The organism is Streptomyces sp. NPDC031064 (genome assembly GCF_055570965.1).
In genome coordinates, this window is the sequence record NZ_JBVIGF010000002.1 from 649,831 (window position 1) to 673,704 (window position 23,874).

Here is a 23,874-nt window from a genome sequence, read left to right on the forward strand (position 1 = left end):
CCACCGGAACGGCCACGCGGAGGCCGCCGGGCGGCCATGATGGTGGGCATGGCGGGGCTGGAAGGTGTAGAGCAACCGGGGCAGCGCGGCAGCGCTACCGCCGCGCGGTGGGTACCCGCCGCGGATGACGAACAGGCGCTCAAGGCGCTGGAACTGTTCGGCAACCCGACGGAGGAGGAGGTGCGGCTGCCCTCCCGCCCCGAATCCGCCGCGACCGCCCGCCGGCTGACCCAGTGCGTCGTGCTCCGGCAGTGGGCGCTCACCCCGCAGATCGCCGAGCACGCGATCCTGCTGGTCTCCGAGCTCGTCGGCAACGCCGTCCGGCACACGGGCGCACGGGTCTTCGGGCTGCGGATGCTGCGCCGCCGCGGCTGGATCCGGATCGAGGTGCGCGACCCGTCCCGGGGGCTGCCCTGCCTGATGCCGGTGCACGAGCTGGACACCAGCGGCCGCGGGCTCTTCCTGGTCGACAAGCTCTCCGACCGGTGGGGCGTGGACCTGCTGCCGCGCGGCAAGACCACCTGGTTCGAAATGCGGGTCTCCGACCGCTGACGGCGAGCCGACGCAAGGAAGCCCCCTGGCGCCGTGATGCGGCGCCCTCGGGGGCTTCCGTATGGAGCGCCGTGGACTTGGGGGGTGTATCCACGGTCGCCGGAACGACCTGGCCCGGGTCAATGGGGGTCGTGTGTCCCCGACTATGGCAGACGGGGGGCCTTGCCACCAAAAGACCAAACCAGGACAGAATCAGCAAATCGGGCCAGCGGGGGAATGAATCGTAGGTGAGATGAGCCACTGACCTCATAAACCATGAATAAATATGGGCTCTGGTGCGTGATTCATCGACCGGTCACGTCGTTGGCGGGGACCGGGGAGCCCGGGCCGGGCCGGCCGGGGGAGCGCGGCCGACGACCCGGCACCCTTAATGGGCGCGTGACCATGCCGCACCTGACGAAGCGATCCACGAGCCTCCTCGCGGCCGCCGCCCTGCTCGCCACCGCGGCGGCGCTCCCGGGCTGCGGCAGCGGCGCCGACCGGCCCGAGGTGCGCGGCAGCCAGGCCGCCGTCCCCCTCTCCGTACCGAAGAAAGCCGCCCCGGCGGGCCTGCCGGGCATGCCGCCCGTCCTCGACCCGAAGGACATCTACGCGGCCGACCGCCCCGGCAAGCTCTCCCCGGTGGTCAAGGGCTTCCCGTCCCGGGTGTACGTCCCCAACACCCTGTCCAACACCGTCTCGGTCATCGACCCCAAGACGTACAAGGTCATCGAGACCATCCCGGTGGGCGTCCAGCCGCAGCACGTCGTGCCGTCCTGGGACCTCAAGACGCTCTGGGTCAACAACAACCGGGGCCACACGCTCACGCCCATCGACCCCGCCACCGGCACCCGGGGCAAGGACGTCGAGGTGCACGACCCCTACAACCTGTACTTCACGCCCAACGGCAAGTACGCCGTCGTCATGGCCTCCCTCGACCGCGAGCTGGTCTTCCGCGACCCGCACACCATGGAACGGCGCCACACCGAACCGGTCACCTGCTACGGCGTCAACCACGCCGACTTCTCGGCCGACGGCCGGTACTTCATCGTGAGCTGCGAGTTCTCCGGCGAACTGCTCAAGGTCGACACCGAGCGGATGAAGGTCACCGGCCAGCAGAAGTTGCCCTTCCAGGGCGCCATGCCGCAGGACGTGAAGGTCTCGCCCGACGGGAAGACCTTCTACGTCGCCGACATGATGGCGCACGGCGTGTGGGTGCTGGACGGCGACTCCTTCACCACCCCCCGGCTCCTGCCCACCGGCAAGGGCGCCCACGGGCTGTACGTCTCGCGCGACTCCAAGGAGATGTACATCCCCAACCGGGGCGAGGGGTCCATCTCCGTGTTCGACTTCGCGCGGAACAGGCTCACCAAGAAGTGGTGGCTGCCGGACGGCGGTTCACCCGACATGGGCGGAGTGTCCGCCGACGGCAAGGTGCTGTGGCTGTCGGGGCGGTACGACTCCGAGGTGTACGCCGTCGACACGACGACCGGCAGGCAGTTGGCCCGCATCCCGGTCGGCGGCGGCCCGCACGGCCTCGCCGTCTACCCCCAGCCAGGCCGTTACTCGCTCGGCCACACCGGCGTCTTCCGCTGAGCCGACCATGGCCCCCGGACCGGGTCCACACCCCCTGCCGATAATCTGACCGGCGTCAGTTATGCACCAAGAAGGGGTGGACCAGTGGCGGACATCGAGGCGGCACGCAAGGCGTTCGAGCGGTACGACGTGAACGGGGACGGGCTCATCTCGGCCGCCGAGTACAAGAGCGTCATGGCGCAGTTGGGCGACTTCAACGTCACGGAGACCGTCGCCCAGGCCGTGATCAACGCGCAGGACGGCAACGGCGACGGGCAGCTCACCTTCGAGGAGTTCTGGGCGCACCTCAACAAGGCGTGACCACGCACACCGACGGCGCCGCCCGGACCACCGGGCGGCGCCGTGGTCGTACCGCACTCGCCGCGGGCGGGCTCGTGGCGGTGGCCGTGGCGCTGTTCGGCGCCGGGATCGCCATGCGCGGCACCGGGGAACTGCCCATCCCCGCGGCCGGCCCGACGACCGTGCTGCGCGCCGCCGTCTTCGCCGCCCTCGCCCTGCACCTGGGCGAACTCGCCGGCGCCCGGCTGGCCGGACCGGGACGCACGCCCCGCTCCTGGGCCCTGTGGGCCGCCCTCGTCGGGGCCGCCGCCTCGGCCGGGCAGATCGTGCTGCTCGCCGAGGTCAGCGACCTGGACATCACCGGCACGTACGGGACGCGGGACGGCGCGCTGCTGCTCGCCACGGCCAACGCCTTCGCCCTGGCCGCCGGTTGCGTGGCGCTGGGGCGCCCGGGCTGGGCGGCCGGCCCGCTGGCGCTCGCGGTCGGCGCGGAGGCACTGCGCGCCCACCCCGAGCCGTACACCCCGGAGTTGGGCACCGCCCTCACCGTCGTCCACCTGACGGCCGCCTCCCTGTGGGTGGGCGGGCTGCTGTACGTGCTGCGGACGGTGCGGCTGCGCGACGGCGGGGGACGGGAGGCACTGACACGGTACGCCCGGCTCGCCGGCTGGCTGTACGCCGCGCTCGCCGTCACCGGCACCTGCTCGACGCTGCGCCGCCTCCCGGCCGAGGTGGTGTTCACCACGGCCTACGGCAGGATCCTGATCGTCAAGCTGCTGCTGGTGGCCGTGGCGAGCGCGCTGGCCGTGACCGCCCGCCGGCGGCTGCGCCGGGGCGGGGACGCGGCGGCCCCCGCCCGCACCGAGCTGGCGGTGCTGGCGGGGGTCGTCGTGGTGTCGGCGGCCTTGACGGTGGTGCCCGACCCCCACTGGCTCAGCGTGCACTCGGCGGTGCTCAGGTGACGGCCGAGGCCAGCACCGTCGCCGCACGGGCGACCAGGAGGTCGTCGGGGGCGGCGTCCTGCTCCGGCTTGGTGGTCAGCACGGCGAGGACGACCGGGGTGCCCTCCGGCGTCCAGGCGATGCCCACGTCGTTGTTGGTGCCGTACGAGCCGCCGCCCGTCTTGTCGGCGAGCCGCCAGTCCTCGGGCAGCCCCTTGCGGAACCGGTGCGTGCTGGTGGTGTTGCCCAGCAGCCAGCCGGTCAGCCGCTCGCGGTCGCCCCGGTCGAGCGCGTCGCCGAGGACGAGGCGCTCGTAGGTGCCGGCGATGGCGGCGGGCGTGGTGGTGTCCTCGATACGCCACGGCTCGCAGGTGTTCAGCTCGGGCTCCCAGCGGTCGAGCCGGGTCACGGTGTCCCCGAGGGAGCGGCAGAACCGGGTGACGGCGGTGGGGCCGCCCAGCTCGCGCAGGAGCAGGTTGGCGGCCGTGTTGTCGCTGAAGCGGATGGTCGCGTCGCAGAGCTCGGCGACGGTCATCCCGGTGGCCAGGTTCTCCTCGCACTTCTTGGAGTTCGGCACGAGGTCCGCCTCGGTGTAGCGGATGCGCTTGGCCAGCACCTCGCCGTGCCGGTCGAGGTCGCGCAGCACGGCCGCCGCCGCGAGCGTCTTGAACGTCGAGCACATGGGGAAGCGCTCACCGGCCCGGTACAGCACCGTCGCACCCGTGACCGTGTTGCGGGCGACCGCGCCCAGCCGGGCCCCGTGCCGCCGCTCCAGCGCCCGCAACCGCCCGGCGGCGGCCGCCTGGGGCGCCCCGGCGCGAGGGGAAGCGGCGAAGGCGCCGGAAGCGCCCGTCGCCACGAGCGCGGCGGCGCCCGCCGCGGCGGTCAGCAGGGTGCGGCGGGTGGCCCGGCCGCCCCGTAACGTCGATGCGTTGTCGTTCTCCGTCATGGGCCGAGCCCATCACGGGTGCCGCGCCGGAAGGAAACGTTCCGGCGGCGTGTCAGCACTCGATGATGTTGACCGCCAGGCCGCCGCGCGCGGTCTCCTTGTACTTCACGCTCATGTCGGCGCCCGTCTCCTTCATGGTCTTGATGACCTTGTCCAGGGAGACCTTGTGGCTGCCGTCGCCGCGCATCGCCATCCGCGCCGCCGTGACCGCCTTGACCGCCGCCATGCCGTTGCGCTCGATGCACGGGATCTGGACCAGGCCGCCGACCGGGTCGCAGGTCAGGCCCAGGTTGTGCTCCATGCCGATCTCGGCGGCGTTCTCCACCTGCTCCGGGCTGCCGCCCAGCACCTCGGCGAGCGCACCCGCCGCCATCGAGCAGGCCGAGCCGACCTCGCCCTGGCAGCCGACCTCGGCGCCGGAGATGGAGGCGTTCTCCTTGAAAAGCATGCCGATCGCACCGGCGGCGAGCAGGAAGCGGACCACGCCCTCCTCGTCGGCGCCGGGCACGAAGTTCATGTAGTAGTGCAGGACGGCCGGGATGATGCCGGCGGCGCCGTTCGTCGGGGCGGTGACGACGCGGCCGCCCGCGGCGTTCTCCTCGTTCACGGCCATCGCGTAGAGCGTGATCCACTCCATGGCCAGGGCCTGCGGGTCGCCCTCGGAACGCAGCTTGCGCGCGGTGTTCGCGGCGCGGCGGCGGACCTTCAGGCCGCCCGGCAGGATGCCCTCGCGGGACATGCCGCGCGACACACAGGCCTGCATGACCCGCCAGATGTCCAGGAGGCCCTCGCGGATCTCCTCCTCGGTGCGCCAGGCCTTCTCGTTCTCCAGCATCAGCGCGGAGATCGACAGCCCGGTCTCCTGAGTGAGCCGCAGCAGCTCGTCACCGGTGCGGAAGGGGTGCTTCAGCACGGTGTCGTCGGGGACGATCGGGTTCTCGCCCTCGACCGCGTCCTCGTCCACGACGAAGCCGCCGCCGACCGAGTAGTACGTCTTCTCCAGCAGGGTGGCGCCCTCGGCGTCGTACGCCCACAGGGTCATGCCGTTGGCGTGGTACGGCAGCGCCTTGCGGCGGTGCAGGACCAGGTCCTCGTCGAAGTCGAAGCCGATCTCGTGCGCGCCCAGCAGGTTGATCCGCTTGGTGCTCTTGATCCGCTCGACCTGCTCGTCGGCGGTCTCGACGTCGACCGTGCGGGGCGAGTTGCCCTCCAGGCCGAGGAGGACGGCCTTGGGGGTGCCGTGGCCGTGGCCGGTCGCGCCCAGCGAGCCGTACAGCTCGGCGCGTATCGCGGCGGTCGGGGCCAGCAGGCCCTCGTTCTTCAGCCGGCGGGCGAACATCCGGGCGGCGCGCATGGGGCCGACCGTGTGGGAGCTGGACGGGCCGATGCCGATCGAGAACAGGTCGAAGACCGAGATGGCCACGGGGAACTCCTTGGTTGGAAGACGTCGCTGTCTGCCGGGGTGGTGCAGGGGCAACGCGGGTGGGGCACGGGTGGTGCGGGGCGGGGCAAGGGACGGGGCACCGCACTCACTGTCCAGTGTGCGCGGTGCCCCGCATGTCGGTCTGTTACGTACGTAACGCCTGCGTACCTACGTAATCCCTACAGAGACTACAGACCAGGGTAAAGCGGGTGCTTCGCGGCCAGAGCCGACACCCGGGCCTTGAGGGCGTCCGCGTCGTACGACGGCTTCAGCGCCTCGGCGATGATGTCGGCGACCTCGGTGAAGTCCTCGGCCTGGAAGCCGCGCGTGGCCAGGGCCGGGGTGCCGATCCGCAGGCCCGAGGTGACCATCGGGGGCCGCGGGTCGTTCGGGATCGCGTTGCGGTTGACCGTGATGCCGACCTCGTGGAGGCGGTCCTCGGCCTGCTGGCCGTCCAGCTCGCTGTTGCGCAGGTCGACCAGGACCAGGTGCACGTCGGTGCCGCCGGACAGCACGGACACGCCGTGCTCCTTCACGTCGTCCTTGACCAGGCGCTCGGCCAGGATGCGGGCGCCGTCCAGGGTGCGCTGCTGGCGCTCCTTGAACTCCTCGCTCGCCGCGACCTTGAAGGAGACCGCCTTGGCGGCGATCACGTGCTCCAGCGGGCCACCCTGCTGGCCGGGGAAGACCGCGGAGTTGATCTTCTTGGCGAGCTCGGCCGTCGACAGGATCACGCCACCGCGCGGACCGCCCAGCGTCTTGTGGGTCGTGGTGGTGACCACGTGGGCGTGCGGCACCGGGTTGGGGTGCAGACCGGCGGCGACCAGGCCCGCGAAGTGCGCCATGTCGACCATGAGGTACGCGCCGACCTCGTCCGCGATGCGGCGGAAGGCGGCGAAGTCGAGCTGGCGCGGGTAGGCGGACCAGCCGGCGACGATCAGCTTCGGCTTGGACTCCTTGGCCAGGCGCTCGACCTCGGCCATGTCGACCTGACCGGTCGCGTCGTCGACGTGGTAGGCGACCACGTTGTAGAGCTTGCCGGAGAAGTTGATCTTCATGCCGTGGGTCAGGTGCCCGCCGTGGGCGAGGTTCAGACCCATGATCGTGTCGCCGGGCTTCAGCAGCGCGAACATCGCGGCGGCGTTGGCCTGGGCACCCGAGTGCGGCTGGACGTTGGCGTGCTCGGCGCCGAAGAGGGCCTTGATGCGGTCGATGGCGATCTGCTCGACGACATCGACGTGCTCGCAGCCGCCGTAGTAGCGGCGGCCCGGGTAGCCCTCGGCGTACTTGTTGGTCAGGACGGAGCCCTGGGCCTCCATGACCGCGACCGGAGCGAAGTTCTCCGAGGCGATCATTTCGAGGGTGGACTGCTGACGGTGGAGCTCGGCGTCGACGGCGGCGGCGACGTCCGGGTCCAGCTCGTGGAGAGGGGTGTTCAGAAGCGACATCGGGGAGGTCCTTAGCTGCCGGAGAACTCGGTGTACTCGTCGGCGGAGAGCAGGTCCTTCGGCTCCTCCGTGACGCGTACCTTGAACAGCCAGCCGCCCTCGAACGGGGCGCTGTTCACCAGCGACGGGTCGTCGACGACGTCCTGGTTCGCCGCGACGACCTCGCCGGTCACCGGGGAGTACAGGTCGCTGACGGACTTGGTCGACTCCAGCTCGCCGCAGGTCTCGCCCGCGCTCACCGTGTCACCGACCTCCGGGAGCTGGACGTACACCACGTCGCCGAGCGCGTTCGCCGCGTGCTCCGTGATGCCGACCGTCGACACGCCGTCCTCGGCGGCCGACAGCCACTCGTGCTCCTTGCTGTAGCGAAGCTGCTGGGGGTTGCTCATGACGGGAATTCTCCTGTACGCGGGGGAGTGCTGGTGAACGGGGTGGTGGTGCGGGAGGTCACTTCTGGCGCTTGTAGAACGGCAGCGCGACGACCTCGTACGGCTCATGCGTACCGCGGATGTCGACGCCGACTCCCTCGGTACCCGGCGTGGCGTGCGCCGCGTCCACGTAGGCCATGGCGATCGGCTTGCCCAGCGTCGGCGACGGGGCGCCCGAGGTGACCTCGCCGACGACCCGGCCGCCGGCCACCACGGACATGCCGGCGCGCGGGACGCGGCGGCCCTGGGCGATCAGGCCGACGAGCTTGCGCGGCGGGGCGATCTGGGCCCGCTCGGCGGCGGCCGCCAGGGCCTCACGGCCCACGAAGTCGCCCTCCTTGTCGAACTTGACCACCCGGCCCAGGCCCGCGTCGAACGGGGTCAGGGACGTGGTCAGCTCGTGCCCGTACAGCGGCATGCCCGCCTCCAGGCGCAGCGTGTCGCGGCAGGAGAGCCCGCAGGGGATCAGGCCCACCGGCGCCCCGGCCTTTAGCAGCGCCTGCCACAGCTTCTCGGCGTGCTGCGGCTCGACGAACAGCTCGAAGCCGTCCTCCCCGGTGTAGCCGGTGCGGGCGATCAGCGCGGGCACGCCCGCGACGGTGCCGGGCAGCCCCGCGTAGTACTTCAGCCCGTCCAGGTCGGCGTCGGTGAGCGACTTCAGGATGCCGGGGGACTCGGGGCCCTGGACGGCGAGCAGCGCGTACGCGTCGCGGTCGTCGCGCACCTCGGCGTCGAAGCCGGCGGCGCGGGCGGTCAGCGCGTCGAGGACGATCTGCGCGTTGGAGGCGTTGGCGACGACCATGTATTCCTGCTCCTGGAGCCGGTACACGATCAGGTCGTCGAGGATGCCGCCGTCCTCCTGGCAGATCATCGTGTAGCGGGCGCGGCCGACGCCGACGCTGCCGATGTTGCCGACGAGGGCGAAGTTCAGGAGGTCCGCGGCCCGCGGGCCTGTGACGGTGATCTCACCCATGTGGGAGAGGTCGAAGAGTCCGGCCTTCGTGCGGACGGCGTTGTGCTCGTCGCGCTCGCTCCCGTACCGCAGCGGCATGTCCCAGCCCGCGAAGTCGGTCATGGTGGCGCCCAGCGCGCGATGCACGGCATCGAGGGCGGTCAGGCGGGGGGCAGTGCTCATGGATGTGGCTCCCAGGGCATGGCTCGAAGACGATCCTCCCCATCTGTCATCGGAACCTGAGAGGTTCACCGTGACCGTACGGGGACGGCCCTCGGCTTGCACCTTGGGTGGAGCCGCCACGGCGGCCCGCTTTTCAGATCTGCCTCATCCACGCGGTACGGGGCCTGAGAGATTCAAGGGAGGAACTTGCTCCTTCGGCGCCCGGGCGGGACCCGGAACTCTCCCGCGCGGATTCAAGCGGCCGGTATGCGGTTGTGGGTACGGTCGAACGCGACCGCACTGCGCTTGGCGCGCACATCATTGCACGCGGGGTCTCGTCGGCAAATCGCTTGTGGCTTATTACCCTTTCTTTACACTTCTTGGGCAAGGGTCGACAGAAGCCGACCCAGGGACCCGCCGGGCCCTAGCAGGGGGAGTAGCGATGACGTTGCAGCGGACCGGGGCGTACGCGACGACCACGGGAGTGCCCGCCCAGCCGGGGCTGCCCGCGCGGGGGCGGGCGGCGGCCGCCGCGCCCGCCCTGCCGGTCGTGCGCGACCTGCGGGACCGGGGCGGGCGCGGGCCCCGGGCGCTGACCTTCACCGACGGTGACCTGGTGGTCGTCTCGGGCCTGCCCGGCAGCGGCAAGTCGACCCTGATCGCCCGGACGGCCCAGGGACGCGGCATCGACTCGCAGGACGCCCGCGAACGCTGGGAGCGCCGGGTCCCCGGTTTCCTGCCGTACGCCGTCTACCGGCCCCTCGTCCGGCTCGCGCACTACGCGGGGCTGCGGCGGGCGCTGCGCGCCGGGCGGAGCGTCGTCGTGCACGACTGCGGTACGCAGGCCTGGGTGCGGCGCTGGCTGGCCCGCGAGGCGGCGCGGCGGGGCACGGCCCTGCACCTGTTCCTGCTGGACGTCACGCCCGGCACGGCCCGGGAGGGCCAGCGGGAGCGGGGCCGTGGCGTGTCCGGGTACGCCTTCGGGCGGCACCGCCGGGCGGTGGGCCGGCTGGTGCGGGACGCGGAGCGGGGCGTCGTGCCGCGCGGGTGCGCGTCCGCGATCCTGCTGGACCGGCCGGCGGCGTCCGCGCTGACCCGGATCGCGTTCCACTGATCCACGGTGCGGCGGCCCGCGTTAGGGTGCTGCGGGCAGCGACAGCACACGCGGGGAAGGACCGGGAGCACCAGTGGACACTGCATGGCCGGGCAACGAGCTCGAAGAGGTGCTCGCCGCCTCGCTCGGCAACCCCGCGGCCGGAGGCCGCCTCCTCGAGGTCCTGGGCCGCAGCCACGTCTGGGTGCCCCTTCCCAACGGCGGCGGTCCCGACAGCCCGAACCTGGACCTGCCCACCCTGGAGATCGACGGGCAGGGGTACGTCCCGGTCTACAGCTCCGAGCAGCAGTTCACCCAGTGCGTGGGCGCCCACATGGCGTACGCCGTCGCCCCGGCCGTCGAGTTCGCCCGTGGCCTGCCGCCGCAGCTCGGCATCGCCGTGAACCCGGGCGGGGCCGTCGGCGCCCCGCTGCCGCCGCCCGCCGTGGCCGAACTGTGCCGGGCCGGACGCACTCCGCTGGACGGCCCCGCGAGCGGCGCCCGGGTGCGGCTGTTCGAGCCGGACTGGCAGGAGGACCCGGTCGACTTCCTGTCCGCCGCGGCCGCCGAGTTCGACGCCACCGCCACCGTCCTGACCGCCCGCCGCTGCCTCGCCAGCATCGAGGGCGGCGACCCCACCCTCTTCATCGGCGTCCAGCTCTCCTCTTGGGAGGGCGCCGACCGTAACGTACCGATGGACGCCCTCGGCCGGGCGCTGGGCCGGGCACAGGTGCCGTGGCCGGTCAACATGGTCCTGCTCGACATCGCGCAGGACCCGGTGGGCGACTGGATGCTGGAGAAGGTACGGCCCTTCTACCAGCGCGGGCACGCATAAGCTGGTCGGGTGGACGGAAGAGGGGCGGGACCCAGGGTGAGCGCGTCAGGCACCGCGGCGGCCGGAGCGGCGGCCGGGCAGGTCGAGCACCTGCTGAGCCAGGTGACGCCCGGACGCTACGACGCGTACGAGGCGCTCCTGCACGCCCTCGCCGAAGGCCGGCTCTGGATGCTGCTCTGGCACGGCCAGGCCGGCTCGCCCGACGCCCAGTACGGGAACATGGAGGTCGACGGCCTCGGTTACGCCCCGTGCGTCACCTCCGCCCAGGAGCTCGCCGTCTCCGGCTGGAACCGCGCCCACGAGGTCATCGGCGGCCGGGACATCGCCCGCGCCCTCTACCCCGACCGCTGGGGCATCTGGCTCAATCCGCACGCCCCGGGCGGCGGCGTCGGCATCCCCTGGCCCGACCTGCGCCGCATCGCCACCGGCCTGGACCGGATGCCCGCCGGCCCGCTCAAGCTGTCCGAACCGGCCATCCAGATCCCGCAGTTCTACGCCCTGCTCACGCAGAACGCCCACCGCACCCCCGCCGTCCGCTCGCTGCGCCGCGCCTGGGTCCAGCCCGCCCTGGGCACCCCGTACCTCGCCATCGGCCTGGACCTGTACGACACCGGCCAGGCGTCGGTCGATGCCGTCCGCGCGATGATGGCCCAGTCCGTCACCGCCGTCCCCGACGGCCTGCCCGTGTCGACGGTCGCGATGTCCGACGAGTACGACCCGGTGACGATGTGGCTGCGGGCCAACGCCCGCCCGTTCTACGACCGCGAGGCGCACGCCACCGCGCCCATCGTGCCCGGCACGGGGTACGGCTACCCGCCCCGAGGGTGACCGCGAGGACGACCGCGCGGCGACCGTGAGGGTGACCGCGAGGGTGACCGCGGGGACGACCGCGCGGCGACCGTGAGGGTGACCGCCGGGTGACGACGGCGGTGTCCGCAGGGTGACCGCCGGAGTGTCCGTTTCGCTTCGATAGTGGCCGAGTTGGTCCGCTGAGGCGATCACTGCGTCCGGATAACGGAAGCCGGCAACCCGCATCACGGTTGCGCAAACATTCCCGGTGAGGTCTGGCGGGTGATCGTGAACCCATTGAAGACTCCCCCCAACCAGGGGGCGTCGCACATGCGTGCAGCGCATTCGCGCACTCCCTGAACGGACCGTGCCGCAGACCCGGACGGTTCGTCGAGCACTGCCGGCGACCGTCGGCACGGGCGAGCACGAGGGACGATGACCGCACCCATTGAGACCACCGGATCACAGGCCGAGGCGGCGCCTGAGGCCGTACTTGAAGGCGTCAAGTCCAAGCAGATCGAAGGTCGTTCACTCGGTCAGATCGCCTGGACCCGCTTCAAGCGGGACAAGATGGCAGTGACCGGTGGAGTGATCGTCGTCCTGCTCATCCTGGTCGCCATGCTCTCCCGGCCCCTCCAGGCGCTGCTGGGCCTGGACCCGAACGCCTTCCAGCAGGACCTGGTCGATCCCAACACCTCGCTCCCCAAGGGCGGGTTCGGCGGGATGAGCTGGGACCACCCGCTGGGCGTCGACCCGAAGTTCGGCCGCGACATCCTCGCCCGGATCCTGGAGGGCTCCTGGGTCTCGCTGGTCGTCGCCTTCGGTGCGACGATCCTGTCCAACGTCATCGGCGTGGTGCTCGGCCTGATCGCCGGGTACTACGGCGGCCGTGTGGACACCTTCATCAGCCGGCTGATGGACACCTTCCTGGCGTTCCCGCTGCTGCTGTTCGCCATCGCCATCTCGGCGACGCTCCAGGGCGGTGCCTTCGGTCTGGAGGGCCTGCCCCTGCACATCGGCGTGCTGATCTTCGTCATCGGGTTCTTCAACTGGCCCTACATGGCACGTATCGTGCGCGGCCAGACCCTCGCCCTGAGGGAACGCGAGTTCATCGACGCCTCGCGCGGGATGGGGGCCCGTGGCCCGTACATCCTCTTCCGCGAGCTGCTGCCGAACCTCGTGGGGCCGATCACGGTCTACGCGACACTGCTCATTCCGACCAACATCATCTTCGAGGCGTCGCTCAGTTTCCTCGGCGTCGGAATCCAGCCACCGCAGGCTTCGTGGGGCGGCATGCTGAGGGAGGCGGTCAACTTCTTCCAGGTTGATCCGCAGTTCATGCTCGTCCCCGGCCTCGCGATCTTCATCACCGTACTGGCCTTCAACCTGCTCGGTGATGGCCTTCGGGACGCTCTCGACCCGCGCAGCCGCTGACGTCTGCCACGTCACCCATGGCGGCCGCACCAACGGGCCGGGAACGTACCGACATGTTTCCGAAAACAAAGGGGAGTTCGACGAAAATGCGAAGGTCAGCAGTGGCCGCGATCGCGGTCGTCAGCAGTGCCAGCCTGCTCCTCGCGGGCTGCAGCAAGGCGGACGACGGCCAGAGCGCCAAGGGCAATGCCAAGGCGAACGCCGCGACGACCGGTGTCGTCAACGCCTCGGACAAGAAGGGCGGAACGGTCACCTACGCGATGGCCGACGCTCCCGAGTCGTTCGACCCGGGCAACACGTACTACTCCTTCATCTACAACTTCAGCCGCCTTTACGCGCGCCCGCTGACGACCTTCAAGCCGGGCCCCGGCGAGAAGGGCAACGAGCTCGTCGCCGACCTCGCCGAGGGCATGGGTGTCCCCAGCGACGGGGGCAAGACCTGGACGTACAAGATCCGCAAGGGCGTCAAGTACAGCGACGGCACGCCGGTCACGGCCAAGGACGTCAAGTACGCCGTCGAGCGCTCCAACTTCGCGCGTGACGTGCTGTCCAACGGCCCGAACTACTTCCAGCAGCTCCTCGCGGACCCGGCCAAGTACAAGGGCCCGTACAAGGACAAGAGCGAGAAGGGCCTGGAGTCCATCCAGACCCCGGACGACCACACCATCGTCTTCAAGCTCAACAAGCCGTTCGCGGACTTCGACTACCTGGTCAGCGCCCCGCAGACCGCCCCGGTGCCGAGGGCCAAGGACAAGGGCGCGGACTACACCAAGTCCATCCTCTCCACGGGCTCGTACCGGTTCGAGACGTACAAGGACGGCCAGCAGGTCGTCCTGGTCCGCAACGAGCACTGGGACGCCAAGACCGACCCGCTGCGCAAGCAGTACCCGGACAAGATCGTCCTGAACCTCAAGGTCAACCAGGCCACCATCGACAAGGACCTGATGTCCGGCGACATCATCGCCGACCTCAAGGGCGGTGGCGTCGACGCCCAGACGCAGGCGGAGATCCTGTCCAAGGAAGACCTGAAGGCCAACACCGACAACACCTACGGCGGCCGGCTCGTCTACACGGCGATCAACACCAAGGTGAAGCCGTTCGACAACGTCGAGTGCCGCAAGGCCGTGCAGTACGCCATCGACAAGGTCTCCGTGCAGACCGCGATGGGCGGCCCGATCCGCGGTGACATCGCCACCACCGTGATGCCGAACGACCTCCCCGGCCACCAGAAGTTCGACCTGTACCCCTCCGAGGGCAACAAGGGCGACGTCGCCAAGGCCAAGCAGCACCTGAAGGCCTGCGGCCAGGAGAAGATCTCCACCTTCATCTCCGCCCGCAGTGAGCGCCAGCAGGAGGTCGACGCCGCCACCGCCGTCGTCGCCTCGCTGAAGAAGGTCGGGATCGACGCCAAGATCAAGCAGTACCCGGGCAGCAAGTACTTCAGCGACTACGCCGGTGTCCCGTCCTTCACCAAGAAGGAGAACATCGGTCTGATCATGATGCAGTGGGGTGCCGACTGGCCGACCGGCTACGGCTACCTCCAGCAGATCGTGCACGGCAAGGCCATCGGCCAGTCCGGCAACACCAACCTGTCGGAGCTGAACGACCCGACGATCAACAAGCTGCTGGACGACGCCATCGCCAACACCGACGAGAACGCCCGCAACACGGCGTACGTCGAGGTCGACAAGAAGGTCATGGAGCAGGCGGCCATCGTCCCGCTGTCGTACTTCAAGGTTCTGAACTACCGCTCGCCGCACGGCACCAACATGGTCGCCTCGGCGGCCTGGAGCGGTCAGTACGACTACCTCAACATCGGCACCACGAAGAAGTAGCCCCGGAAGGCAGGTGAAGGCATTGGTGCCCGCGGGCCCCCGCATCCACGGTGCGGCCCGCGGGCACCGGCGCCGGTCCCCGTGATCTCGTACATCATCCGCCGGCTGATCGCGGCAGTGATCCTGCTGCTGGTCGTCACGGCGGTCACCTTCGGCATCTTCTTCATCCTGCCGAAGCTGGCCGGCCAGACCGCCGATCAACTGGCCCAGCAGTACATCGGCAAGAACCCCACGCCCGCGGACATCGCGGCGGTCAAGCGGAATCTTGGCCTCGATGAACCGGTCTACGTCCAGTACTGGGACTTCATCAGGGGAATCGTCACCGGCGCCACCTATGAGCGGGGTCCCACCACCGTCCAGTGCGACGCGCCCTGCTTCGGCTACTCCTTCAAGACCAACCTGGAGGTCTGGCCGCAGCTCGTCGACCGGCTCCCGGTCACCATCTCCCTCGCCATCGGCGCGGCCGTGCTGTGGCTGGTCTCCGGCATCGTCGTCGGCGTCATCTCGGCCCTCAAGCCCGGCTCGTTCTTCGACCGGGCCGCCATGAGCGGCGCGCTCGCCGGCGTCTCCCTGCCCATCTTCTTCACCGCCCAGCTCTTCCTGCTGCTCTTCAGCTACGAGCTGGAGATCTTCGGCCGGACGTACGTCCCGTTCACCGAGAACCCCTCGCAGTGGGCGAACACCCTCTTCCTGCCGTGGTGCTCCCTCGCCCTGCTGTACGCGGCGATCTACGCCCGCCTCACCCGCTCCGGGATGCTGGAGGCGATGAGCGAGGACTTCATCCGCACCGCCCGCGCCAAGGGCATGCGCGAGCGGCGGGTCGTCGCCAAGCACGGCCTGCGGGCCGCGCTCACCCCGATCGTCACCGTCTTCGGCATGGACATCGGCCTGCTCCTCGGCGGCGCGGTGATCACCGAGTCGGTGTACTCGCTGCACGGCATCGGCGAGTACGCGGTGAAGTCGATCACCGACAACGACCTGCCGCCGATCCTCGGCGTCACACTGCTCGCGGCGTTCTTCGTCGTCTTCCTCAACCTCGTGGTTGACCTTCTGTACGCCGTCGTCGACCCGCGCGTGAGGGTGTCATGACCGAACTGTCCAAGACCGGCGCCGTGGTGGAGGACCGCCCCGGCACCTCCGAACCGCGCGCCTTCCTCGACGTACGCGACCTCAAGGTGCACTTCCCGACCGACGACGGCCTGGTCAAGTCGGTGGACGGGCTCTCCTTCCAGTTGGAGAAGGGCAAGACCCTCGGCGTCGTGGGCGAGTCCGGCTCCGGCAAGTCGGTCACCTCGCTCGCGATCATGGGCCTGCACCGGCTCGGCGCACGCGGCAAGAACGTACGGGTGAGCGGCGAGATCTGGCTCGACGGCAAGGAGCTGGTGAGCGCCGACCCCGACGAGGTGCGGCGGCTTCGGGGCCGCGAGATGGCGATGATCTTCCAGGACCCGCTGTCCGCGATGCACCCGTACTACACCGTCGGCAGCCAGATCGTGGAGGCGTACCGCATCCACAACAAGGTGCCGAAGAAGGTCGCCCGCGCCCGCGCCATCGAGCTGCTGGACCGCGTCGGCATCCCCGAGCCCGGCAAGCGCGTGGACTCCTACCCGCACGAGTTCTCGGGCGGTATGCGCCAGCGCGCGATGATCGCCATGGCGCTGGTCAACAACCCCGAGCTGCTGATCGCCGACGAGCCGACCACCGCGCTGGACGTCACCGTCCAGGCGCAGATCCTCGACCTGATCCGGGACCTCCAGAAGGAGTTCGGCTCGGCGGTCGTCATCATCACGCACGACCTGGGCGTGGTGGCCGAGATCGCCGACGACATCCTGGTGATGTACGGCGGCCGGTGCGTGGAGCGCGGCCCGGTCGACAAGATCTTCTACGAGCCGCAGCACCCCTACACCTGGGGCCTGCTCGGGTCGATGCCCCGTATCGACCGGGACCAGACCGACCGGCTCATCCCGGTCAAGGGCCAGCCGCCGTCCCTCATCAACGTGCCGAGCGGCTGCGCCTTCAACCCGCGCTGCCCGTACGCGGATGTGCCCAAGGGCGGGATCACCCGCACCGAGCGCCCGGAACTGCGTGAGGTGGGCTCCGGCCACTTCTCCGCCTGCCACATGGAGCGGGCGGAGCGCACGCGGATCTGGACCGAAGAGATTGCGCCGAAGCTGTGACCGACACCAAAGCCACGACGGATTCCCAGACGTCCGAGACCCTGCTCAAGGTCGAGGGCCTGGTCAAACACTTCCCCATCAAGAAGGGCCTGCTCCAGCGGCAGGTCGGCGCCGTGAAGGCCGTCGACGGCATCGACTTCGAGGTGCGCCGCGGCGAGACCCTCGGCGTGGTCGGCGAGTCGGGCTGCGGCAAGTCGACGATGGGCCGGCTGATCACGCGGCTGCTGGAGCCGAGCGGCGGCAAGGTCGAGTTCGACGGCACCGACATCACGCACCTGAGCACGGGCGGGATGCGGCCGCTGCGGCGCGACATCCAGATGATCTTCCAGGACCCGTACGGTTCGCTGAACCCGCGGCACACCATCGGCTCGATCGTCTCCGCGCCGTTCCGGCTCCAGGGCGTCGAGCCGGAGGGCGGGGTCAAGAAGGAGGTCCAGGGCCTTCTGGAGCGGGTCGGGCTGAGCCCCGAGCACTACAACCGCTACCCGCACGAGTTCTCGGGCGGCCAGCGCCAGCGCATCGGCATCGCGCGCGCCCTGGCGCTGAAGCCGCGGCTCGTCGTCGCGGACGAGCCGGTCTCGGCGCTGGACGTGTCGATCCAGGCGCAGGTGGTGAACCTGCTGGACGACCTCCAGGACGAGCTGGGCCTCACGTACGTGATCATCGCGCACGACCTGTCGGTCATCCGGCACGTCTCGGACCGGATCGCGGTGATGTACCTGGGCAAGATCGTCGAGCTCTCGGACCGCACGCCGCTGTACGAGGCGCCGATGCACCCGTACACCAAGGCCCTGATGTCGGCGGTCCCGATACCGGACCCGAGGCGGCGCGGGGCCAAGAGCGAGCGCATCCTGCTCAAGGGCGACGTGCCGTCGCCGATCGCCCCGCCGAGCGGGTGCCGGTTCCACACCCGCTGCTGGAAGGCCACGCAGATGTGCCGTACCCAGGAGCCGCCGCTGCTGGAGCTGGCCCCGGGCCGCCGCGTCGCCTGCCACCACCCCGAGAACGCCCCGGACCAGGCCCCGGGCGACGCGCCCCTGGCCTCGTCGGGCGAGGCGATCGAGATCGTGGCGGCGACGAGGACGGCGGGGACGGAGCCTTCCGCCCCGTCCTCGGAGGACGACGCCCCGAAGAAGCCCTGACCGTCCGGGAGCGGCCCCCCCCGTGACCGGCGCCCCGGGCCGGCCACGAAAGGGGACGCGCAGTGGGTCGTGTTCTGGGCGTAAAGCGACTGAGCTTGCGAAGGAGAGCCCAGGACACGATCCCCGGAGCGGCCCCGACGGCGACCGAGCCCGGCGGGGCGCCCCGCGGGCACCGGGCACGGGGGCCGAGCACGGGGGCGCCGGGACGACGCGTCCGGGGGCAGCCGTCCGGCGGGCGCGGAGCCCCCGGGGGGAACCGGCACAATTGGGCGGTGCTCCAGGAATTCTTCACCCCCTCCGTGCAACACGCGCTCGACCTCGCGGGCATCTTCGTCTTTGCGATCTCGGGCGCCCTGCTCGCCGTGCGCAAGAACTTCGACGTCTTCGGCATCGCCGTCCTCGCCGAGGTCACCGCCCTGGGCGGAGGGCTGTTCCGTGACCTGGTCATCGGCGCCGTACCGCCCGCCGCGTTCACCGACCTCGGCTACTTCCTCATGCCCCTCGTCGCCACCGTGCTCGTCTTCTTCCTCCACCCGGTCGTCGAGCGCACGCAGGCGGCCGTGAACGTCTTCGACGCCGCCGGGCTGGGCCTCTTCTGCGTCGCGGGGACGACCAAGGCGTACGAGCACGGCCTCGGCCTCACCTTCTCCGCCGTGCTGGGCCTGGCCACCGGAGTCGGCGGCGGCGTGCTGCGCGACGTGCTGGCCAACGAGGTGCCCTCGCTGCTGCGCTGGGACCGCGACCTGTACGCGGTGCCGGCCATCGTGGGGGCCACCATGGTCGCCCTCTGCATCCGCTTCGAGATGCTGAACCCTTTCACCAGCGCCCTCGCCGCCCTGACCACGTTCCTGCTCCGCCTGCTGGCCATGCGCTTCCACTGGCGGGCGCCCCGGGCCTGGAACCGCCGCTCCGCCGCCTCCGAGGAGCAGCTCCCGGGGAAAGCTACCGCTTAGTAGTTTCCTGTTGTACTGTGCCGGGCATGGACAGCGAGTTCGACCGCGACACCGCGGTGACCCTCCGGGAGCCCGGCGTCTACGACGCGGAGCTCTCCGCCGGCTGGACGATCATCCAGGCCGTCAACGGCGGCTACCTCCTCGCCCTGCTCGGCCGTGCGCTCGGCGACGCCCTGCCGCACCCCGACCCGTTCACGATCTCGGCGCACTACCTGACGCCGTCCGTGCCGGGCCCCGCCGTGATCCGCACCGAGACGGTGCGCACCGGCCGCACGCTCTCCACCGGACAGGCCTCGCTCTTCCAGTACGCGGAGGACGGCACCGAGGTCGAGCGCATCCGGGTCCTCGCCTCCTACGGTGACCTCGACTCCCTGCCCGACGACGTACGGACCACGGCCAAGCCGCCCGCCATCCCGCCACGCGAGCACTGCCTCGGCCCGTCCGACGGCCCGGCGCCCATCCCGGGCTCCTCCGCCATCACCGAGCGCCTCGACATCAAGCTCGACCCCACCACCCTGGGCTGGGCCGTCGGCGCCCCGTCCGGCAAGGGCGAGATGCGCGGCTGGTTCGGCCTGGCCGACGGCCGCGAGCCCGACCCGCTGTCCCTGCTGCTCACCGTGGACGCCCTGCCCCCGACCTCCTTCGAGCTGGGCCTCACCGGCTGGACCCCGACCGTCGAGCTCACCACCCACATACGCTGCCGCCCCGCCCCCGGCCCGCTGCGGGTCTCCATCACCACCCGCAACCTCGCGGGCGGCTTCCTGGAGGAGGACGCCGAAGTATGGGACAGCGCCGACCGCCTGGTGGCCCAGTCCCGTCAACTCGCGCGCGCACCACGGGGTTAATGTCCCTGGGGTGAAGTCCGACCGGCTGCTCTCCATCCTCCTGCTGCTCCAGACGCGGGGCCTCGTCCCCGCCACCGAGCTCGCCGAGCGCCTCGACGTCTCCGTACGCACCATCTACCGGGACGTCGAGGCGCTCTCCGCGTCCGGTGTCCCCGTCTACGCCGAGCGCGGCCGGCACGGTGGCATCGCCCTTCTGCCGGGTTTCCGGACGGACGTCACCGGGCTGACCGCCGACGAGTCGCGCGCCCTGTTCGTCCTCGCCGCCCAGGGCGCCCACGCCGCGCTCGGGCTCGACCGGGCCCTCGGCTCGGCGCTCCGCAAGGTGATGGCCGCCCTCCCGGAACCGCACCGCCCGGCCGCCGAGTTGACCAGCCGCCGCATCCTCGTCGACCCGGACCGCTGGCTGCGCGGCCCGAGCCCCGCTGTGGACCTGGACGTCCTGCACGACGCCGTCTTCACGGACCGGCGGCTGCGGCTGCGCTACCGCCACAGCGGTGCGGAGGAGGCGCGGACGTACACCGTCGATCCGTACGGGCTCGTGGCGAAGGCGGGAGTCTGGTACCTGGCGGCGGACCACCGGGGCGCGCCCCGCCTCTACCGCGCCGACCGGATCCGGCGGGCGACGGTCACCGACGCCCCGGTGCGGCGGCGGGCCGGGGTGGAGCTCGCGGACGTGTGGGAGGTGCTGCGCCGCCAGGTGGAGGAGCGCCCGGCGGGGCTGCGCGTACGGGCCAGGGTCCACCTGTCGCGCCTCGACCTCTTCACGCGCCTGCACGGCGGGCTGTTGACGGGCGAGCCGGAGCCGGAGCCGGCGGGGGAGTGGGCCCGGATCGAGCTCGCCTTCCCGGACGTGCCGCACACCCGCGCGCTGCTGGCCTTCGGGGCGAACCTGGAGGTTCTCGACCCGCCCGAGGTGCGCGCCGAACTGGCGCGGCGGGCGGCGGGGGTGCTCGCCCTGTACGCGGACGTCACTCCAGCCAGTGGCGGCGCCCCAGACTGACCAGCCGCAGTTGCCGCCGCGCGGTGCGCGCCACGCGGTCCCAGGCGTCGGGCGGGGTCGCCAGGAACGCCGAGGCGGTCATCACCATGTGGTCGACGTACAGCCCGGCGAGCATGAGCAGGTCGTCCCGCTCCCACCCCGTGCTCTCGGGGTGCCCGGCCAGCTCGTCGGCCACCTCCCGTGCGAACCGGTCGAGTTGGCCGCCGATCGCCTCGCGTACGGGCGCCACGCCTCCGTGCCGTTCGCGGGCGATGAACCGGACGTGGGCGGGGTACTCGCGTACGAGGCCGGCGATCAACCGGACGGTGGCGGCGATCCGTTCGTCGCTGTCGCCGGTCGCCGCGAGGGTCGTACGGATCGTGCCGTGCAGGCTGCCCAGGGCCTCGTCGACGAGGGCGACGCCGAGGTCCGCGGTGTCGCGGAAGTGCCGGTAGAAGGCCGCGGGGGCGACGCCGACCGCGCGGGTCACCTCGCGCAGGCCGAGGCTGCTCAGGCTCTGGCCCTCCAGGAGTTGAAGGGCGGCGTCCAGGAGGGCCTGACGGGTCTTCTGTTTCTGGGCCTGCCGGATCCCGGAGGTGTGACTCATGCCATTCAGTAAACAACCGTTCTCCCGGACGCTCCAGTGATGGCACTCGCTAGACTGGGTAGTCAGTGAACAACTGTTTTCCGATTCAGCCCCTACAGAGGACCGAGGGAGGTCATCGGATGTTCTTCATCGTCGCCGCCCTGCTCATGCTGGGTGTCGTCATCGGGACCGCGGCCCACGTACCGGTCCCGGTCACTCTCGTCGCCGCCGCCGTCATCGGCGCCTGGCTGCTGATCTTCGCGATCCGGGAACGACAGCACCGCTAACGACAGCACCGCTGAGGAGACCGCCATGGAACTCACCACCTCGACCCCGCGCTCCCGGACCGGGAGCCGTGTCCGTGACGCCGACGGGATGGCCGTCGCTGCGTTCGTCCTGGGGCTGGTGGGCCTGCTGGTGATGAACATCCTGCTCGGGCCCATCGCCATCGGCCTCGCCGTCCTCGCACTGCGGCGCGGCACCACCCGCCGTGGGCGGGCCCTGCTCGGCCTCGGTCTCGGCATCGCCGACCTGGCCCTGCTCGCCACGCTGGTCAGCCTGGACGGAACGGTCTCCTGGAGCATCGCCTGACGCCGGGTCCCATACGGCCGATACGGCGCTGATACTCCGTCGGCGGGGGGCTCGTAGAATCGTTGCACCATGGCTTACCTCGACCACGCCGCGACCACTCCGATGCTGCCGGAGGCGATCGAGGCGATGACCGCCCAGCTCGCCGTGACGGGCAACGCGTCCTCGCTGCACGCCGCCGGCCGCCGGGCCCGCCGTACCGTCGAGGAGGCCCGCGAGGCCCTCGCCGAGGCGCTGGGCGCACGCCCCAGCGAGGTCGTCCTGACCTCCGGCGGCACCGAGGCGGACAACCTCGCCGTCAAGGGCCTGTACTGGGCCCGCCGGGACGCCGACCCGCGCCGCGTCCGGGTGCTGGCCAGCCCCGTCGAGCACCACGCCGTCCTCGACGCCGTCCACTGGCTCGGCGAGCACGAGGGCGCCACCGTCGAGTACCTGCCCGTCGACCGCTACGGGCGCGTGCACCCCGAAGCGCTCCGCGAGGCCATCGAGCGCGACCCGGCGAACGTCGCCCTCGCCACCGTGATGTGGGCCAACAACGAGATCGGCACCGTCATGCCGGTCGCCGAACTGGCCGACGTCGCCCGCGAGTTCGACGTACCGCTGCACTCCGACGCCGTCCAGGCCTTCGGCCAGGTCCCGGTCGGCTTCGCCGGCTCGGGCCTCGCCGCCATGACGGTTTCCAGCCACAAGATCGGCGGCCCGTACGGCATCGGGGCGCTGCTGCTGGGCCGTGAGTACAGCCCCGTGCCCGTGCTGCACGGCGGCGGCCAGGAGCGCCACGTCCGCTCCGGCACGCTCGACGTACCCGCCGTCGCCGCCTTCGCGGTGGCGGGCCGGCTGGCCGCCGAGCGCCGCGAGGAGTACGCCCGCGAGATCGGCGCCCTCCGCGACGAACTGGTCGACGCCGTCCGTACGGCCGTCCCGGACGCCATCCTCGGCGGCGACCCGGCCCCGGAGGGCCGCCTGCCCGCCAACGCCCACTTCACCTTCCCCGGCTGCGAGGGCGACTCGCTGCTGCTGCTCCTGGACGCCCAGGGCATCGAGTGCTCCACCGGCTCGGCGTGCACCGCCGGCGTGGCCCAGCCCAGCCACGTCCTGCTGGCCACCGGCACCGACCCGGACCTGGCACGCGGCACGCTGCGCTTCACGCTCGGCCACACCTCGACGCGCGCCGACGTCGAGGCGGTCGCCAAGGCCATCGGCCCGGCGGTGGAGCGGGCCCGGACGGCGGGACTCAGCTAGCGGCCGTCCCGGCGGCCGTCCGCGGCGCCCGCGAGGCGTCCCGTACCAGCTTCATGTACCGGTCCCAGTCCCAGTGCGGCCCCGGATCGGTGTGGTCGGTCCCCTCCACCTCCACATGGCCGATGATGTGCTCGCGGTCCACCGGGATGCCGTACCGCGCGCATATCCCGGCCGTCAGCCTCGCGGACGACGCGTACATGGCCGCCGTGAAGTCCTGCGGCCGGTCCACGAACCCCTCGTGCTCGATGCCGATGCTCCGCTCGTTCATGTCCCGGTTGCCCGCGTGGAACGCCACGTCCAGCTCCCGGATCATCTGCGCGACGTGCCCGTCCTTGCGGACGACGTAGTGCGTCGCCGCACCGTGCTCCGGGTCCTTGAACACCTTCAGGGCGGTCGGGAAGTCGCCCTGGACGACATGGATGACGACCCGGTCGATGGTGAAGTCGTCCGGGCGGTCCGCCAGCCGCCAGTTCGCCCGCGACGCCGCCGTCCACTGCGCGCCCGGATGGTCCAGCGCACCCTCGACGCGGTCCTTCTCCACCCCCGGAACCCGGTACCAGGCCCGCCGCAGCTCGTCCCGGGCCAGCACCGCCGCGCCCACGACCGCCGCCCCACCGCCGATCAGCACCGCGCGACGGCCGACCGTCCCCCGCTTTTTCCCGTCCAT

General features: G+C 71.2%; 25 protein-coding genes and 1 riboswitch. Of the genes, 18 read left to right on the forward strand and 7 right to left on the reverse strand.

From position 1 onward, the window contains the following. Window positions 1–36: 36 nt before the first annotated feature. The 4 genes from ACZ46W_RS09625 (at window position 37) to ACZ46W_RS09640 (ending at window position 3,368) form a co-directional block, all read left to right on the forward strand. The gene (locus ACZ46W_RS09625) at window positions 37–552 is read left to right on the forward strand and encodes an ATP-binding protein (RefSeq protein ID WP_366127259.1); all 516 of its coding nucleotides are present in this window, start codon (window positions 37–39) and stop codon (window positions 550–552) included. Window positions 553–936: 384 nt separating this feature from the next. Next, window positions 937–2,127, forward strand: a complete 1,191-nt coding sequence (locus ACZ46W_RS09630; RefSeq protein ID WP_468334729.1) for a YncE family protein — start codon at window positions 937–939, stop codon at window positions 2,125–2,127. A gap of 84 nt (window positions 2,128–2,211) precedes the next feature. Beyond that, the gene (locus tag ACZ46W_RS09635; RefSeq protein ID WP_468333990.1) at window positions 2,212–2,427 is read left to right on the forward strand and encodes an EF-hand domain-containing protein; all 216 of its coding nucleotides are present in this window, start codon (window positions 2,212–2,214) and stop codon (window positions 2,425–2,427) included. Beyond that, entirely contained in the window at window positions 2,424–3,368 is a 945-nt protein-coding gene (locus tag ACZ46W_RS09640; RefSeq protein WP_468333993.1) for a CopD family protein, read from the forward strand. Before ACZ46W_RS09635 ends, ACZ46W_RS09640 begins: the two co-directional genes overlap by 4 nt. Here ACZ46W_RS09640 and bla read toward each other — a convergent pair. From bla to gcvT, 5 genes are all read right to left on the reverse strand, one after another. Beyond that, on the reverse strand, window positions 3,361–4,296 hold the full coding sequence (bla, locus tag ACZ46W_RS09645; RefSeq protein ID WP_468333996.1) for a class A beta-lactamase: 936 nt from the start codon (window positions 4,294–4,296) through the stop codon (window positions 3,361–3,363). The genes ACZ46W_RS09640 and bla overlap by 8 nt on opposite strands. A gap of 52 nt (window positions 4,297–4,348) precedes the next feature. Further along, on the reverse strand, window positions 4,349–5,719 hold the full coding sequence (locus tag ACZ46W_RS09650) for an L-serine ammonia-lyase (RefSeq protein ID WP_468333999.1): 1,371 nt from the start codon (window positions 5,717–5,719) through the stop codon (window positions 4,349–4,351). 188 nt (window positions 5,720–5,907) lie between these two features. Then, on the reverse strand, window positions 5,908–7,167 hold the full coding sequence (gene glyA, locus ACZ46W_RS09655; protein ID WP_366127255.1) for a serine hydroxymethyltransferase: 1,260 nt from the start codon (window positions 7,165–7,167) through the stop codon (window positions 5,908–5,910). 11 nt (window positions 7,168–7,178) lie between these two features. Further along, window positions 7,179–7,556: a glycine cleavage system protein GcvH gene (gcvH, locus tag ACZ46W_RS09660; RefSeq protein WP_468334003.1), complete on the reverse strand. Its 378-nt coding sequence runs from the start codon at window positions 7,554–7,556 to the stop codon at window positions 7,179–7,181. 58 nt (window positions 7,557–7,614) lie between these two features. After that, window positions 7,615–8,730 carry a glycine cleavage system aminomethyltransferase GcvT gene (gene gcvT / locus ACZ46W_RS09665; RefSeq protein ID WP_468334006.1) on the reverse strand — a complete coding sequence of 372 codons (1,116 nt, stop codon included), beginning with the start codon at window positions 8,728–8,730 and terminating at the stop codon, window positions 7,615–7,617. 143 nt (window positions 8,731–8,873) lie between these two features. Beyond that, window positions 8,874–8,966, reverse strand: a riboswitch (glycine riboswitch). Between the two features lie 185 nt (window positions 8,967–9,151). On the opposite strand from gcvT, the gene ACZ46W_RS09670 reads away from it, so the two are divergent. The 11 genes from ACZ46W_RS09670 to ACZ46W_RS09720 all read left to right on the forward strand — a co-directional run bounded on the left by ACZ46W_RS09670 (window position 9,152) and on the right by ACZ46W_RS09720 (window position 20,812). Continuing rightward, on the forward strand, window positions 9,152–9,823 hold the full coding sequence (locus ACZ46W_RS09670; RefSeq protein WP_468334009.1) for an AAA family ATPase: 672 nt from the start codon (window positions 9,152–9,154) through the stop codon (window positions 9,821–9,823). A gap of 73 nt (window positions 9,824–9,896) precedes the next feature. Then, a complete protein-coding gene (locus ACZ46W_RS09675; protein ID WP_468334012.1) occupies window positions 9,897–10,637 on the forward strand; it encodes an enhanced serine sensitivity protein SseB in 741 nt (246 codons plus the stop codon). Window positions 10,638–10,673: 36 nt separating this feature from the next. Next, on the forward strand, window positions 10,674–11,465 hold the full coding sequence (locus ACZ46W_RS09680) for an enhanced serine sensitivity protein SseB C-terminal domain-containing protein (protein ID WP_366127250.1): 792 nt from the start codon (window positions 10,674–10,676) through the stop codon (window positions 11,463–11,465). A gap of 396 nt (window positions 11,466–11,861) precedes the next feature. After that, window positions 11,862–12,860 (forward strand): ABC transporter permease, encoded by a 999-nt coding sequence (locus ACZ46W_RS09685; RefSeq protein ID WP_468334015.1) that lies wholly within the window; start codon window positions 11,862–11,864, stop codon window positions 12,858–12,860. Between the two features lie 86 nt (window positions 12,861–12,946). Continuing rightward, window positions 12,947–14,695, forward strand: coding sequence for an ABC transporter substrate-binding protein (locus tag ACZ46W_RS09690; protein WP_468334018.1), 1,749 nt, complete (start codon window positions 12,947–12,949; stop codon window positions 14,693–14,695). Window positions 14,696–14,776: 81 nt separating this feature from the next. Then, window positions 14,777–15,784, forward strand: a complete 1,008-nt coding sequence (locus ACZ46W_RS09695) for an ABC transporter permease (RefSeq protein ID WP_468334021.1) — start codon at window positions 14,777–14,779, stop codon at window positions 15,782–15,784. Beyond that, window positions 15,781–16,872 carry an ABC transporter ATP-binding protein gene (locus ACZ46W_RS09700; protein ID WP_468334024.1) on the forward strand — a complete coding sequence of 364 codons (1,092 nt, stop codon included), beginning with the start codon at window positions 15,781–15,783 and terminating at the stop codon, window positions 16,870–16,872. Before ACZ46W_RS09695 ends, ACZ46W_RS09700 begins: the two co-directional genes overlap by 4 nt. Beyond that, the gene (locus ACZ46W_RS09705; protein WP_468334027.1) at window positions 16,869–18,014 is read left to right on the forward strand and encodes an ABC transporter ATP-binding protein; all 1,146 of its coding nucleotides are present in this window, start codon (window positions 16,869–16,871) and stop codon (window positions 18,012–18,014) included. Before ACZ46W_RS09700 ends, ACZ46W_RS09705 begins: the two co-directional genes overlap by 4 nt. Window positions 18,015–18,286: 272 nt before the next feature. Further along, window positions 18,287–18,967, forward strand: a complete 681-nt coding sequence (locus ACZ46W_RS09710) for a trimeric intracellular cation channel family protein (RefSeq protein WP_468334030.1) — start codon at window positions 18,287–18,289, stop codon at window positions 18,965–18,967. 26 nt (window positions 18,968–18,993) lie between these two features. After that, window positions 18,994–19,812, forward strand: coding sequence for a thioesterase family protein (locus ACZ46W_RS09715; RefSeq protein WP_366127243.1), 819 nt, complete (start codon window positions 18,994–18,996; stop codon window positions 19,810–19,812). Between the two features lie 10 nt (window positions 19,813–19,822). Further along, complete coding sequence (locus ACZ46W_RS09720) at window positions 19,823–20,812, forward strand: helix-turn-helix transcriptional regulator (protein ID WP_468334033.1); 990 nt, start codon at window positions 19,823–19,825, stop codon at window positions 20,810–20,812. On the opposite strand, the gene ACZ46W_RS09725 is transcribed toward ACZ46W_RS09720, so the two are convergent. Then, complete coding sequence (locus tag ACZ46W_RS09725) at window positions 20,781–21,398, reverse strand: TetR family transcriptional regulator (protein WP_468334036.1); 618 nt, start codon at window positions 21,396–21,398, stop codon at window positions 20,781–20,783. The genes ACZ46W_RS09720 and ACZ46W_RS09725 overlap by 32 nt on opposite strands. 119 nt (window positions 21,399–21,517) lie before the next feature. Between ACZ46W_RS09725 and ACZ46W_RS09730 the strand changes: the two genes are divergently transcribed. From ACZ46W_RS09730 to ACZ46W_RS09740, 3 genes are all read left to right on the forward strand, one after another. Then, window positions 21,518–21,664 (forward strand): hypothetical protein, encoded by a 147-nt coding sequence (locus ACZ46W_RS09730; protein ID WP_468334038.1) that lies wholly within the window; start codon window positions 21,518–21,520, stop codon window positions 21,662–21,664. A 25-nt stretch (window positions 21,665–21,689) separates the two neighbouring features. Then, entirely contained in the window at window positions 21,690–21,968 is a 279-nt protein-coding gene (locus tag ACZ46W_RS09735; RefSeq protein ID WP_468334041.1) for a DUF4190 domain-containing protein, read from the forward strand. Between the two features lie 69 nt (window positions 21,969–22,037). Continuing rightward, window positions 22,038–23,207 (forward strand): cysteine desulfurase family protein, encoded by a 1,170-nt coding sequence (locus tag ACZ46W_RS09740; RefSeq protein ID WP_468334044.1) that lies wholly within the window; start codon window positions 22,038–22,040, stop codon window positions 23,205–23,207. Here the strand turns inward: ACZ46W_RS09740 and ACZ46W_RS09745 are convergent. Continuing rightward, window positions 23,200–23,874, reverse strand: coding sequence for an N-acetylmuramoyl-L-alanine amidase (locus ACZ46W_RS09745; RefSeq protein ID WP_468334047.1), 675 nt, complete (start codon window positions 23,872–23,874; stop codon window positions 23,200–23,202). The genes ACZ46W_RS09740 and ACZ46W_RS09745 overlap by 8 nt on opposite strands.